Raw genomic sequence first — 12,864 nt, forward strand, 5'->3', positions numbered from 1 at the left:
CTTCCATGCCGTCGCAATCGGATGGACCCTCAGAAATGTGTGCATGCCCTAGTGCCTTCGCAGGGACGACATTACTGGCTCCCCTTGATCGCCCAGGACACGAGCACCGTCACCGAGAGCGTCTCCTCGCCTTGCGCCACCGGTGCGGCGGCGGCCATCGGGGCTGCCATCTTGCCGCGGAAGAGCGGCGTGGGTGCGCCTTCCTCGGTGATGCTGATGGGTTCTCCGAGCGTCACGCCGGCGGTCTTGGCGTAAATCTCGGCCTTGCGGCGGGCGTCCGCGACCGCCTTCTCGCGGGCCTCGTCGAGATATTTGGATGCCTGCGTCACGCTGAAGTGGATGCCGCCGATGTCATTGGCGCCGGCGGCGACCAGTACGTCGATCACGTTCGCAACTTTGGTCACGTCGCGGATCTTGACCGTAACGCGGTTGCTGGCCCGATAGCCGACGATGGGCGAGGGGCCGGCGCGATTTGGCGCAGATTGCGGCTGCAGCGACAGCCGCGAGGTCTGGTAGTCCTTCTCTTCGATGCCGGCGCCCTTCAGCGCCAGTAGCACCTTGCCCATCGCAGCGTTGTTGGCGTCCGACGCCTCGCGCGCGGTCTTGGCTTCCGACGTCACGCCGCCGTCGATCTGGGCCTGGTCGGGCGCCACCGATACGTTCGCCTCGCCGGTCACGGAGATCGCGGGCGGCGGCACCGTCTGCGCCAATGCCGGCGCGGCGAGCCACGTAGCGGCAACGACGGCAAGTGCAAGCGGGTGCTTCATCCCGATCACCTCAGCGGCACATAGACGTTGATCACCAGCTTGTCCTCCGCCGTCTTCAGGGGATCGGTGATGTATTCCTCGATGAAGGTGTCTTTGGCTTCCAGCTTCTTGTCGTCCAGGTGGTTGGTGATCGCCTCATAGGTGTTGTCCATGTTGTCATAGGAGCCGCGATGGACGAACTTCAGCGCCTTGCCCTCGGGCGACTTGCCCATGCTGATGTCCTTGGTCAGGTTCTTGACGTCCTGGTCGACCGGAATCTGTGCCAGATACGTAAAACCGGTATCGTCGGTCGAAGTGTAGACGATCATCGAATTGCCCGTGGCCTTGATGCCCTGCTTGTCGAGCAGCGCGGTCAGCGCCTTGAACGAATCGATCAGGGTGTCGAACGCCGCATCCCAGTTGGCGGTGCCCTTCATCACCAAGACTTTCTTGGGCTCCAGCATGAACTCCTCGCCGAAGGGGTCGGCGTTCTGGACGCTTGCGGGCGGCGGGGGCACGGGCGTCGGGGCTTTCTCCGCGGTCGGGACATCCGCCGGGGACTTGGTTTCTGCTGGCGGCGGGACCGGCACCGCCGATGGTGCCGGGCTGGGCGTCGCCGCCGGGCTAGTGGCCGGAGGGGCTGAGGGCGCCGGCGATTGCGCCAGTGCGGCCCCGCCAAGCGCAACCATGGCGAGCGCGGCGACGGCCGCACGGAAAGTGCTGATACGGTTCATTTCAGGTATTCTCCATCCACCCCCACCTGGCGGCGGCATGTCCGGGCCCGCGCCCGCCAGTATGGGCGCTATTCCTAACACGCAAGGGCCGTTTTCGTCCCATGACAGATGCGTCATAGGTCCTTGCACTGGTCAACGCGCCATCATTCGCCATATAAGGCAGGCATAAGTTGGGAAATTCCATGAGCGCGCTGGCCAACCACGCATTTGCCAAAATGAACGGCATCGGCAACGAAATCGTCGTGGTCGACCTGCGTGACTCCAACGCTGGTTCGAAAGCCGCCGTGACGCCGGAGGACGCCCGCGCCGTGGCCTCGCCCGCGGGCGTGCCCTATGACCAGTTGATGGTATTGCACCCGCCGCGGCTCGCGGGCACCGAGGCCTTCATCCGCATCTACAACAATGACGGCTCGGAAGCCGGCGCCTGCGGCAATGGCATGCGTTGCGTGGTGCGCCGCCTGTTCGAGAAGACCGGCCAAACCGCCGTGACGTTCGAGACCCGCGCCGGGCTGTTGAATTGCTGGCAGGGACCGGCGCCCGATCTCTACACCGTCGACATGGGGGCGCCGAAGTTCGGCTGGCAGGATATTCCGCTGGCCGAGGAATTTCGCGACACCCGCTACATCGAACTGCAGGTCGGGCCGATCGATGCGCCGGTGCTGCATTCGCCGTCGGTCGTCTCGATGGGCAATCCGCATGCGATCTTCTGGGTCGACGATGTGAATGCGCATGACCTTGAGCGCTTCGGGCCGCTATTGGAGAACCACCCGATCTTTCCGGAGCGCGCCAACATCACGCTCGCCCATATCGTCGATCGCGATCACATCACGATCCGCACCTGGGAGCGTGGCGTCGGCTTGACCAAGGCCTGCGGCTCGGCCGCCTGCGCGACCGCGGTCGCCGCCGCCCGGCTGAAGCGCGCCAATCGCTCGGTCGAGATCACGCTGCCCGGCGGCAAGCTTGCGATCGAATGGCGCGAGCGCGACGACCACGTGCTGATGACGGGGACGGCCGATTTCGAGTATGAAGGCCGCTTCGATCCCGCGCTGTTCGCCAACGTCGCCTGAGCGCCATGAGCGTCGACGTCCTCACGTTCGGCTGCCGCCTCAACGCCTTCGAATCCGAGGTGATCGCCCGCGAGGCGGAACGCGCCGGGCTTTCCGATACCGTCGTCATCAATAGCTGCGCGGTCACCAATGAGGCCGTGGCGCAGGCGCGGCAATCGATCCGCCGGCTGAAGCGCGAACGGCCGGATGTGCGCATCGTCGTCACCGGCTGCGCGGCGCAGACGCAAGCAGAAATGTTTGCCGAAATGGCCGAGGTCGATCGCGTCGTCGGCAATGACGACAAGATGCGGGGCGAAGCCTGGCGCGATGCGCGCGCGGCGTTCGACTTGGGCGTTGGCGTCGGGACAAGCGAAAAGATCGCGGTCGCCGACATCATGGCGGTCAAGGAGATGGCGCCGCATCTGCTTGACGGATTCAAGGCCGGCTTGCCGCGCGTGTTCGTGCAGGTGCAGAACGGTTGCGACCATCGCTGTACCTTCTGCATCATCCCCTACGGCCGCGGCAATTCGCGCTCAGTGCCGATGGGGGCGGTGGTGGATCAGGTGCAGGCGCTCGCCGAGCGCGGCCATGCCGAGATCGTGCTGACCGGTGTCGATCTGACGAGCTACGGCGCCGATCTGCCGGGGGCGCCGAAGCTCGGGCAACTGACAAAACAGATTTTGCGCCACGTGCCGGAGTTGAAGCGCCTGCGGATTTCGTCGATCGACTCCATCGAGGCCGACCGCGATCTGCTCGACGTCATTGCCGAGGATGAGCGGCTGATGCCGCATCTGCACCTGTCGCTGCAATCCGGCGATGATCTCATTTTGAAGCGGATGAAGCGGCGGCATTCGCGCCATGATGCGATCGAATTCTGCGCGCAGGTGCGGCGATTGCGCCAGGACATTACGCTCGGTGCCGATATCATCGCGGGCTTTCCGACCGAGACGGAAGAAATGTTCGCGCGCTCGCAGGACCTGGTGGAGGAGTGCGACCTCACCTTCCTGCACGTGTTTCCTTACTCCAAGCGCCCGGGTACGCCGGCCGCACGGATGCCGCAGGTGGCGGGTGAGGTGATCAAGGCGCGGGCGAAGCGGTTGCGCGCGGTGGGCGAGGCCGCATTGCAGCGGCGGCTGTCGGCAGAGGTCGGCGCGACGCGTCAGGTTCTGATCGAGAGCGACAAACAGGGTCGCACCGAGCATTTTCTGCCGGTGGCGATATCAGGCGAAAAGCCGGGTGCCGTGATGCCGCTCGTGATCAAGGGCCACGATGGTGCGCGGCTATCGGTGTGAGCCGCCAATTCTGCTGTCATCGCCCGGCTTGACCGGGCGTTCCATCATCCGCTTTCGCGGATGATGACAGCGGTAGTTGGGGCGCGTGGTCGGCTACGAACGACTACTCACCGTTCCACCCACACTTTCGCAACCGCTCGCGCATATGCTCCGGCGTCGGCGCTACCACGCGCACATGCTCCTTGTTCTTCGAAATCGGAACCACGATCTCGCGGGAATGCAGATGCAGGATCGGCTCGCCGAACCTTGGGCCGTTGCCGTAAATGTTGTCGCCGACAATCGGCCAGCCCATCGCTGAGGTGTGCACCCGCAATTGATGGGTGCGGCCAGTCACCGGTTCCAGCGCCAGCCAGGCGAGGCCGTCGCCGCGGCCGAGCACTTTCCAGGTGGTGATGGCTTTCTGGCCCTCCGGGTCCGGCTTCTGCCACCAGCCGCGCTCGGCATTCAGGCGTCCGAGCGGCATGTCGATGGTGCCTTCATCTTCGGCAGGTCCGCCTTCGACCACGGCCCAATAGGTCTTTTCGACCTTGCCGTGCTTGAACAAGAGGCCGAGCGAGGCGGTGGCCTTTCGGTGGCGCCCCAACACGAGACAGCCTGAGGTGTCCTTGTCGAGCCGGTGGGCCAGCACCGGCGGGCGCGGCAGGCCGAACCGCAAGGCGTCGAACGACGCCTCCAGATTGGCGCCGCCCTTGGGGCCGCGATGCACCGGCAGGCCGGCCGGCTTGTCGATGACCAGCATCAGCCCGTCGCGATGGAGCACGCGGGCCAGGATTTCGTCTGCCGTCAATCCCTGGACGTCAATTGATGCCCTGGGAACATCAAAAGATGTCCCGGGAACAGCAAAGGATTTGTTGTGACTTCCGCTCATGGCGCGAAACCGCTAACACGTCCCCGACATGAGCGATACCACTCCTGGAACCCCCAAACTGAGCTGGTGGCGGCGGCTTTCGAGCGGCCTGAAGCGGACGTCGAGTTCGCTCGGTACGGCCGTCGCCGACCTCGTCACCAAGCGCAAGCTCGACCGCGCCATGCTCGACGATATCGAGGATGTGCTGCTGCGCGCCGATCTCGGCACCGCGGTCGCGGTGCGGATCGCGGATGCGGTCGGCGCCGGCCGCTATGACAAGGCGATTTCCGCCGACGAAGTGAAGACGGTCGTCGCGACCGAGGTCGAGAAGGTGTTAGCGCCGGTGGCGAAGCCGCTGGAGATCGACACGGCGCAAAAGCCGTTTGTCATCCTCGTGGTCGGCGTCAACGGCTCCGGCAAGACCACGACCATCGGCAAGCTTGCCGCGAAACTGAGCGCCGAGGGACGCAAGGTGATGCTGGCGGCGGGCGATACGTTTCGTGCCGCCGCGATCGAACAGCTCAAGGTGTGGGGCGAGCGCACCAAATCGCCGGTCGTTGCCGGCGCGCAAGGTTCGGATTCGGCGAGCCTCGCCTTCAACGCGCTGAGCGCGGCGAAGGAACAAAAGCTCGATGTGCTGCTGGTTGATACGGCGGGACGGCTGCAGAACAAGGCCGAACTGATGAACGAACTGGAAAAGGTCGTTCGCGTCATCAAGAAGGTCGACGCGTCGGCGCCGCATGCGGTGCTGCTCGTGCTCGATGCGACGGTGGGACAAAATGCGCTGTCGCAGGTCGAAGCGTTTCATCGTACCGCTGGCGTCACCGGGCTTGTGATGACGAAGCTCGACGGCACTGCGCGCGGCGGCATTCTGGTGGCGCTGGCGGAGAAATTCAAATTGCCGGTGCATTTCATCGGCGTCGGCGAAGGCATCGACGATCTCGCGCCTTTCACCGCCCGCGACTTTGCGAACGCGATTGCAGGAATCGAGTAATGGACAAGAAAGTACCGCATCCGCTGTTCAAGCTTGCGACCGAACTCGGTCCCTTGCTCATCTTTTTCGTCGCCAATGCCAAGTCCAACCTGTTCGTCGCCACGGGCGTATTCATGGTGGCGGTGGTGGCTGCGATGGTCGCGTCTTACATGGTGACACGGCATGTGCCCATGATGGCGATCGTCACTGCGGTCGTCGTCGTCGTGTTCGGTGCGCTGACGCTGATCCTGCATGACGAGACCTTCATCAAGATGAAGCCGACGATCGTCTACACGCTGTTCGCCGCCATTCTCGGTGGCGGCTTGCTGTTCGGCCGCTCCTTCATCGCCATCATGTTCGATCAGATGTTCAATCTCACCCCGCACGGCTGGCGCATCCTGACCGCGCGCTGGGCGTTATGGTTCTTCGCGATGGCGGTGCTGAACGAGATCATCTGGCGCACGCAAAGCACCGACTTCTGGGTTACCTTCAAGGTCTTCGGCATGGTGCCGCTGACGATGCTGTTTGCCGTAACACAGATGCCGCTGATCAAGCGCTATCATCTGGAACCGGCTTCGCTGGAGGTCAGCGAGGCCGAGGCGGGTGACGTGAGCAAGGGATAATTGGGCCGCTTGTGCGGCTCTACTCCCTCGCCCCGCTCTTTGCGGGGAGAGGGTCGGGACGAGGGGCCTCTCGTCGTAAGCACCATCGGTTGTGGCGAGCGCCTTCTCGGCCCCTCACCCGAAATTCCCGCTTCGCGCGAATTTTAACCTCTCCCCGTAAAGAACGGGGAGAGGTTAAGCAAACGGCCTCAGCCCTTGTGCTTGGCGATGATCTTGTCCTTGATCTTGTCGTACGTCGCCTGCGGGACGATGCTCTTCTGCACCAGCTCGTCCTTGCCCTTGTACGGGCGGCCCTTGATGATCTTCTCCGAATAGGCCTTCCCGACGCCCGGCAGCGCATCGAGCTGTTCGGCGGTCGCGGAATTGATGTCCAGCAGCTCGGCCTTCGGCGCCGGCGCCATCTTCGACTCCGAGGCCTTTGGCGCGGGAGCCATCTTGCTGTCGGACTTGGCCGGAGGCTGCGCGGTTTGGGCCATCGACGGCGTTGCCGACATCATGCCGAGCGTGAGCGCGGTGGCGAGAAGAGAAGCGAGCGTGAGATGACGCATATGGGTGTCCCTCCCAAGGACGGTTCAGGTAACGCACCAAAGCTAGCTGTGAATTCATGGCGGCGCCATGGCCGCGAAATGAACGATAGATAAAAGCGGAAGAATATTTGGATTCAATTTTCGCAGCGTCATTCCGGAGCGATGCGCAGCATCGAATCCGGATTCTCGAGATTCCCCGATGCGCAATTGTGCATCTGAGGTCTGGTCCTTCGGACCATCCCGGAATGACTACTACGTCGTCACTTCAACGCCTTCTCGATTTCGACTTTCAGCACGCTATCGAGATTGGCCGGCGTCACCGGCCCGACCAGCTTGTAGCGGATGGTGCCGTCGCGGCCGACCACGAAGGTTTCGGGCACGCCATAAACGCCCCATTCGATCGAGCCGCGGCCGTTGCCGTCGACGCCGACGACGGTGAACGGATTGCCGTAGCGGCCGAGGAAGCGGCGGGCGTTATCGGGAGAATCCTTGTAGTTGATGCCGACGATCTGCAGCCGTGTGTCGCTGGCCAGCGCGGTCAACAGCGGCGCCTCATCGTGGCATGGCACGCACCAGGACGCCCAGACGTTGACGACGGAAACCTTGCCCTTGAACACGGCCGGGTCGAGGCCGGGCACGGGCGTCCCGTTATGGACGAGGCCCTCCAGCGCCGGCAGCGCGGTTTGCGGCGCCGGCCGGCCGATCAGGGCGGAAGGGATTTTTGAGGGATCACCGCCGTAAAGCCGCAACAGAAACAGTCCGGCGACCGCCAGAAAGCCGATCAGCGGCAGCACCACCAACCAGCGTCGGCTGTGCGGTCGATCCGATGTTGCGGGCGCGCTCATCAAATCTCCGTCGCCTGGCGGCCGGAGCGCCGGGTCACGCCAGAGGCCTCGAGTTCGCGCAGGCGCTCCTTCTGATGTCGATAGTCGAGCGCGATCCAGCCGATCAGGATCAGCACGGTCGCCGCGACCAGCGCGTAGGAGGTCACGATAAACGAGGCATAGGGTCCGAGCGAGGTCACGTCATGCCGCCTGCTGGCTGGCTTGCATCATCTGCAAGCTGCGCACGCGGCGGCGCAGGATCTCGTTGCGCATCGCCGCCAGGTGCAGCGTCATGAACAGCAGCGAGAAACCGACCGCCATCACGAGCAATGGAATCAGGAACGCCTTGTCGAGCGAAGGTCCGCCCATCCGCAGTACTGATGACGGTTGATGCAGCGTGTTCCACCAGTCGACCGAGAACTTGATGATCGGCAGGTTGATCGCGCCAACCAGCGTCAGCACGGCGGCGGCCCGTGCTGCCCGCGAAGGGTCCTCCACCGCACGCCATAGCGCCATCAGGCCGAGATACATCAGGAACAGGATTAGCACCGATGTGAGTCGCGCGTCCCATTCCCAATAGGTGCCCCACATCGGCCGCCCCCACAGTGAACCCGTGACCAGCGCCAGAAACGTGAACGCCGCTCCGATCGGCGCGGCGGCCTTGGCCGCGACATCGGCGAGCGGATGCCGCCATACCAGCGTGCCCAGCGCGGCAACGCTCATGACGCCCCAGACGAACATCGAAAGCCACGCGTTCGGCACGTGAATGAACATGATCTTCACGGTGGCGCCCTGCTGGTAATCGTCGGGGGCCATCACCGCCTGATAGCAACCGACCAGCAAAAGGATCGCGGTCGCGCCCGCAAGCCACGGCAGCGCGCGCGCCGTCAGCGCGAGAAATTTCGAGGGATTGGCGAGGTCGATCAGCGTCATGGCATCCTGATAGTCGTCAGCGGCGGAGCAGGCAATGCGGCATGGTTTGTTTCACATCCCCTCCGCCAGAGTTGATCGGCATATCAGTCCAGACCGTGCCGCAGGCTGGCCGCAGCGGCAAACGGTCCGACCACGAAACTAACCAGCGAGAGCGCGCAAAGGATCGAAAACGGAGTTCCAAACGATAGCGGGCCGGCAATGGCCGCCTGCGAGGCTGCAACGCCGAAGATCAGCACCGGGATCGATAGCGGAAGCACCAGCACCGCGAGCAGAAGGCCCCCGCGGTGCAATGTCACAGCGAGCGCCGCGCCGATCATGCCCGTGAACGTCAGCGCTGGCGTCCCCACCAGCAGGGTCAGCGCCACCGCCGAGGTCGCCGCGGCGTCGAGGTTGAGCAACAGCCCGAGCACGGGCGTCGCCGCGATCAGCGGCACGCCGGCTGCGAGCCAATGCGCCAGCGCTTTCGCGGCACATGCGAGTTCCAACGGTGTCCGCCCCATCACGATCAGGTCAAGCGAGCCGTCCTCATGATCGGCCGTGAACAGCCGATCGAGCGTGAGCAGGCTGGCCAACAGCGCGCCGAGCCAGAGTATGGCGGGGCCGAGCCGGGCCAACAGTGGTAGATCGGGCCCGATGGCAAACGGCATCAGCACTGTGACGGTGAGGAAGAACAGCACGCCGATCAGCGCCCCGCCGCCGACGCGGAGTGCGATTTTGATGTCCCGGCGAATCAGTGCGGCGAGGGGGGTCACTTCCCGCCCCCCATCCGCAGTTCGCTCGCTTCGATCCCGAGCGGTGTGTGGGTAGCCGCAACAATGATCCCGCCGCTGGCCAGATGCTCGCGCATCACGCCCACGAATAGTCCCTGTCCGGCGGTATCGAGCGCTGATGTCGGCTCGTCCAATAGCCAGACCGGCCGCCGTACCACCAGCAGCCGCGCGATCGACAGCCGGCGCCGCTGGCCGGCCGAGAGGAATGCCGCCGGCAGATAAGTGGCGTGGCCGAGCCCCACAGCGGTGAGGCACTCTTTGACGTCGCCGGTCGCCCCACCGAGAAAATCCCGCCAGAACGACAGGTTTTCCGCAACGCTCAGCGCAGGCTTCAATGCATCGCGGTGGCCCAGATAGTGGGATTGCTCCGGCAAGGTCAGCTCGGCCTCGCCACCTTCCAGGCCGATCGATCCGCCACCCGGCACCAGGAGACCCGCGATGAGGCGCAACAGCGAGGTCTTGCCCGAGCCGTTCGGGCCGACCACGGCCAGCACTTCGCCGGAAGCGGCCGCGAAATCGAGGCCCGAGAACACCTCTCGGCCGCCTCTGACACAACTGATTTGGCGCCCCGAGAGCCGCATTTTGCTTCGTCACAGCCCTCTGAAATTGATGGGTAGCGCGTCAGAATTTGTGGGTACCGCATTGCTGCAGCACGTTTGTCGCTGTGGCGGCGCTTCTAGAAAGATTCTATAAGCCCGGAACTTGATGCAGCACACAATCGGCGGCTGCAAGCCAAGAAGCCAGCCTTCCGCTGACGGTGTTAAAATACCCTTGCCGGGTATAACTAGAATTTGGGATTTCCTGACATGACCTCGCTCGACAGCTTCAAATGCCGCAAGACCCTCAAGGTCGGCAGCAAAACCTATGTTTATTACAGCCTGCCCGCCGCCGAGAAGAACGGTCTGAAGGGGATTTCCAAGCTGCCTTATTCGATGAAGGTGCTACTCGAAAATCTGCTGCGCAACGAGGACGACCGCACGGTCAAGAAGGCTGACATCGTCGCGGTTTCGAAATGGCTCCGGAAGCGCAAGCTCGAGCACGAGGTCGCGTTCCGCCCGGCGCGCGTGTTGATGCAGGATTTCACCGGCGTGCCGGCGGTGGTCGATCTCGCCGCGATGCGTAACGCGATGCAGGCGCTCGGCGGCGATGCCGAGAAGATCAACCCGCTGGTGCCGGTCGATCTCGTCATCGACCACTCCGTCATCGTCAACTTCTTCGGTGACAACAAGGCGTTCGGCAAGAACGTCGTCGAGGAATACAAGCAGAACCAGGAACGCTACGAATTCCTGAAATGGGGCCAGAAGGCGTTCTCGAATTTCTCCGTCGTGCCGCCCGGCACCGGCATCTGCCACCAGGTCAATCTCGAATATCTCGCGCAGACGGTGTGGACCAAGAAGGAGAAAATGACGGTCGGCAAAAAGACCGGCACCTTCGAGGTCGCCTACCCCGATTCGCTTGTTGGTACCGATTCACACACGACCATGGTCAACGGCCTTGCCGTGCTCGGCTGGGGCGTCGGCGGCATCGAGGCGGAAGCCTGCATGCTCGGCCAGCCGCTGTCGATGCTGCTGCCGGAAGTCGTCGGCTTCAAGCTGAAGGGCCAGCTCAAGGAAGGCGTCACCGCGACCGACCTCGTGCTGACGGTGACGCAGATGCTGCGCAAGCAGGGCGTGGTCGGCAAATTCGTCGAGTTCTTCGGCCCCGGCCTCGACTATCTCTCCGTGGCGGACAAGGCGACGATCGGCAATATGGCGCCGGAATACGGCGCCACCTGCGGCTTCTTCCCGGTCGATGCCGCGACCATCGATTATCTCAAGACCTCGGGCCGCAAGGCCGACCGCGTCGCGCTGGTGGCGGCCTACGCCAAGGCGCAGGGCCTGTTCCGCACAGCGAAATCCGCCGACCCGGTGTTCACGGAAACCCTGACGCTCGACCTCAAGGACGTCGTGCCGTCGATGGCGGGCCCGAAACGTCCCGAAGGCCGTGTTGCGCTGCCGGCGGTTTCCACTGGCTTCGCGACCGCGCTCACCAGCGAGTACAAGAAGCCCGACTCGGCTGCGAGCCGCTATCCGGTCGAGGGCCGGGATTTCGATCTCGGCCATGGCGACGTGGTGATCGCCGCGATCACTTCCTGCACCAACACCTCCAACCCGAGCGTGCTGATCGGCGCGGGCCTGCTGGCGCGCAATGCCGCCGCCAAGGGGCTGACGGCGAAGCCGTGGGTGAAGACCTCGCTCGCTCCGGGCAGCCAGGTGGTTGCGGAATATCTGGCCAATTCCGGCCTGCAGAAGGATCTCGACAAGGTCGGCTTCAACCTGGTCGGCTTCGGCTGCACCACCTGCATCGGCAATTCGGGACCGCTGCCGGAGGACATTTCGAAGTCGATCAACGACAACGGCATCGTTGCCGCGGCCGTGCTGTCCGGCAACCGCAATTTTGAGGGCCGCGTCAGCCCGGACGTGCAGGCAAACTATCTGGCGTCGCCGCCGCTGGTCGTCGCCTATGCGCTGGCGGGCACGGTGACCAAGGACCTTGCGGTCGAGCCGATCGGCACCGGCAAGGACGGCAAGCCGGTGTATCTGAAGGACATCTGGCCGACCACCAAGGAGATCAATGCTTTCATGAAGAAGTTCGTGACAGCCACGATCTTCAAGAAGCGCTACGCCGACGTGTTCAAGGGCGACACCAACTGGCGCAAGATCAAGACGGTCGAGAGCGAAACCTATCGCTGGAACATGAGCTCGACCTATGTGCAGAACCCGCCCTATTTCGAAGGCATGAAGAAGCAGCCCGATCCGATTTCGGACGTGGTCGACGCGCGGATCCTGGCGATGTTCGGCGACAAGATCACCACCGACCACATCTCGCCGGCCGGCTCGATCAAACTGACTTCGCCGGCTGGAAAATTCCTCAGCGAGCACCAGGTGCGCCCCGCCGACTTCAACCAGTACGGCACGCGGCGCGGCAATCACGAGATCATGATGCGCGGCACCTTCGCCAACATCCGCATCAAGAATTTCATGCTGAAGGGCGCTGACGGCAATATTCCGGAGGGCGGACTAACCAAGCACTGGCCCGACGGCGAGCAGATGTCGATCTACGACGCGGCGATGAAGTATCAGCAGGAAAGCGTGCCGCTGGTGGTGTTCGCGGGCGCCGAATACGGCAACGGCTCCTCGCGCGACTGGGCGGCGAAGGGCACCCGTCTGCTCGGCGTCCGCGCCGTGATCTGCCAGAGCTTCGAGCGCATCCATCGCTCCAACCTGGTCGGCATGGGCGTATTGCCGCTGACCTTCGAGGACGGCACGTCGTGGACATCGCTCGGCCTCAAGGGCGACGAGACGGTGACGATTCGCGGGCTCCAGGGTGATTTGAAGCCGCGCCAGACCCTGACGGCCGAGATCGTGTCCGGCGACGGTTCGCTGCAGCGCGTGCCGCTGCTCTGCCGCATCGATACCCTTGATGAGCTCGAGTACTACCGAAACGGCGGCATTCTGCATTACGTGCTGCGCAAACTCGCGGCTTGACGCGGATTTGTGATCGGTGCCT

14 protein-coding genes are annotated in these 12,864 nt (G+C 63.7%); 5 read left to right on the forward strand and 9 right to left on the reverse strand.

Annotated elements, in window-relative coordinates; all coding sequences use genetic code 11:
* Nucleotides 1-71: 71 nt before the first annotated feature.
* Entirely contained in the window at nucleotides 72-767 is a 696-nt protein-coding gene (locus tag KJQ96_RS29470) for an SIMPL domain-containing protein (RefSeq protein ID WP_213289874.1), read from the reverse strand.
* A 5-nt stretch (nucleotides 768-772) separates the two neighbouring features.
* A complete protein-coding gene (locus tag KJQ96_RS29475; protein WP_213289875.1) occupies nucleotides 773-1,480 on the reverse strand; it encodes a GyrI-like domain-containing protein in 708 nt (235 codons plus the stop codon).
* A gap of 182 nt (nucleotides 1,481-1,662) precedes the next feature.
* On the opposite strand from KJQ96_RS29475, the gene dapF reads away from it, so the two are divergent.
* Entirely contained in the window at nucleotides 1,663-2,547 is an 885-nt protein-coding gene (dapF, locus tag KJQ96_RS29480) for a diaminopimelate epimerase (RefSeq protein ID WP_213289876.1), read from the forward strand.
* 5 nt (nucleotides 2,548-2,552) lie between these two features.
* Nucleotides 2,553-3,818 carry a tRNA (N(6)-L-threonylcarbamoyladenosine(37)-C(2))-methylthiotransferase MtaB gene (mtaB, locus tag KJQ96_RS29485; RefSeq protein ID WP_213289877.1) on the forward strand — a complete coding sequence of 422 codons (1,266 nt, stop codon included), beginning with the start codon at nucleotides 2,553-2,555 and terminating at the stop codon, nucleotides 3,816-3,818.
* 103 nt (nucleotides 3,819-3,921) lie between these two features.
* Here the strand turns inward: mtaB and KJQ96_RS29490 are convergent, their stop codons facing one another.
* Nucleotides 3,922-4,605, reverse strand: a complete 684-nt coding sequence (locus KJQ96_RS29490) for an RluA family pseudouridine synthase (RefSeq protein ID WP_213289878.1) — start codon at nucleotides 4,603-4,605, stop codon at nucleotides 3,922-3,924.
* A gap of 109 nt (nucleotides 4,606-4,714) precedes the next feature.
* Between KJQ96_RS29490 and ftsY the strand changes: the two genes are divergently transcribed.
* Both ftsY and KJQ96_RS29500 read left to right on the forward strand, forming a co-directional pair.
* Nucleotides 4,715-5,659: a signal recognition particle-docking protein FtsY gene (gene ftsY / locus KJQ96_RS29495; protein ID WP_213250916.1), complete on the forward strand. Its 945-nt coding sequence runs from the start codon at nucleotides 4,715-4,717 to the stop codon at nucleotides 5,657-5,659.
* Nucleotides 5,659-6,261, forward strand: coding sequence for a septation protein A (locus KJQ96_RS29500; RefSeq protein ID WP_213289879.1), 603 nt, complete (start codon nucleotides 5,659-5,661; stop codon nucleotides 6,259-6,261). The genes ftsY and KJQ96_RS29500 overlap by 1 nt, the downstream gene beginning before the upstream one ends.
* Nucleotides 6,262-6,449: 188 nt before the next feature.
* Here KJQ96_RS29500 and KJQ96_RS29505 read toward each other — a convergent pair whose 3' ends face one another.
* The 6 genes from KJQ96_RS29505 to ccmA form a co-directional block, all read right to left on the reverse strand.
* Complete coding sequence (locus tag KJQ96_RS29505) at nucleotides 6,450-6,809, reverse strand: helix-hairpin-helix domain-containing protein (RefSeq protein WP_213289880.1); 360 nt, start codon at nucleotides 6,807-6,809, stop codon at nucleotides 6,450-6,452.
* 239 nt (nucleotides 6,810-7,048) lie between these two features.
* Entirely contained in the window at nucleotides 7,049-7,633 is a 585-nt protein-coding gene (locus KJQ96_RS29510) for a DsbE family thiol:disulfide interchange protein (RefSeq protein ID WP_213289881.1), read from the reverse strand.
* On the reverse strand, nucleotides 7,633-7,812 hold the full coding sequence (ccmD, locus tag KJQ96_RS29515) for a heme exporter protein CcmD (RefSeq protein ID WP_028348482.1): 180 nt from the start codon (nucleotides 7,810-7,812) through the stop codon (nucleotides 7,633-7,635). The genes KJQ96_RS29510 and ccmD overlap by 1 nt, the downstream gene beginning before the upstream one ends.
* Nucleotide 7,813: 1 nt before the next feature.
* Entirely contained in the window at nucleotides 7,814-8,545 is a 732-nt protein-coding gene (locus KJQ96_RS29520) for a heme ABC transporter permease (RefSeq protein WP_213289882.1), read from the reverse strand.
* Nucleotides 8,546-8,628: 83 nt separating this feature from the next.
* Entirely contained in the window at nucleotides 8,629-9,297 is a 669-nt protein-coding gene (gene ccmB / locus KJQ96_RS29525) for a heme exporter protein CcmB (protein ID WP_213289883.1), read from the reverse strand.
* Complete coding sequence (gene ccmA, locus KJQ96_RS29530) at nucleotides 9,294-9,896, reverse strand: heme ABC exporter ATP-binding protein CcmA (protein WP_213289884.1); 603 nt, start codon at nucleotides 9,894-9,896, stop codon at nucleotides 9,294-9,296. The genes ccmB and ccmA overlap by 4 nt, the downstream gene beginning before the upstream one ends.
* Nucleotides 9,897-10,121: 225 nt before the next feature.
* Here ccmA and acnA point away from each other — a divergent pair, with 225 nt between their 5' ends.
* Nucleotides 10,122-12,842, forward strand: a complete 2,721-nt coding sequence (gene acnA, locus KJQ96_RS29535; RefSeq protein WP_213289885.1) for an aconitate hydratase AcnA — start codon at nucleotides 10,122-10,124, stop codon at nucleotides 12,840-12,842.
* Nucleotides 12,843-12,864: the final 22 nt, after the last annotated feature.

Source organism: Bradyrhizobium sp. sGM-13 (assembly GCF_018398875.1).
Lineage (GTDB): Bacteria > Pseudomonadota > Alphaproteobacteria > Rhizobiales > Xanthobacteraceae > Bradyrhizobium.

Coding starts and splice junctions, on each gene's coding strand:
- KJQ96_RS29505 (WP_213289880.1), bottom strand. CDS start 6,809: ATGCGTCATCTCACGCTCGCTTCTCTTCTCGCCACCGCGCTCACGCTC.
- KJQ96_RS29475 (WP_213289875.1), bottom strand. CDS start 1,480: ATGAACCGTATCAGCACTTTCCGTGCGGCCGTCGCCGCGCTCGCCATG.
- KJQ96_RS29520 (WP_213289882.1), bottom strand. CDS start 8,545: ATGACGCTGATCGACCTCGCCAATCCCTCGAAATTTCTCGCGCTGACG.
- ccmA (WP_213289884.1), bottom strand. CDS start 9,896: ATGCGGCTCTCGGGGCGCCAAATCAGTTGTGTCAGAGGCGGCCGAGAG.
- mtaB (WP_213289877.1), top strand. CDS start 2,553: ATGAGCGTCGACGTCCTCACGTTCGGCTGCCGCCTCAACGCCTTCGAA.
- KJQ96_RS29510 (WP_213289881.1), bottom strand. CDS start 7,633: ATGAGCGCGCCCGCAACATCGGATCGACCGCACAGCCGACGCTGGTTG.
- dapF (WP_213289876.1), top strand. CDS start 1,663: ATGAGCGCGCTGGCCAACCACGCATTTGCCAAAATGAACGGCATCGGC.
- KJQ96_RS29470 (WP_213289874.1), bottom strand. CDS start 767: ATGAAGCACCCGCTTGCACTTGCCGTCGTTGCCGCTACGTGGCTCGCC.
- ftsY (WP_213250916.1), top strand. CDS start 4,715: ATGAGCGATACCACTCCTGGAACCCCCAAACTGAGCTGGTGGCGGCGG.
- KJQ96_RS29500 (WP_213289879.1), top strand. CDS start 5,659: ATGGACAAGAAAGTACCGCATCCGCTGTTCAAGCTTGCGACCGAACTC.
- acnA (WP_213289885.1), top strand. CDS start 10,122: ATGACCTCGCTCGACAGCTTCAAATGCCGCAAGACCCTCAAGGTCGGC.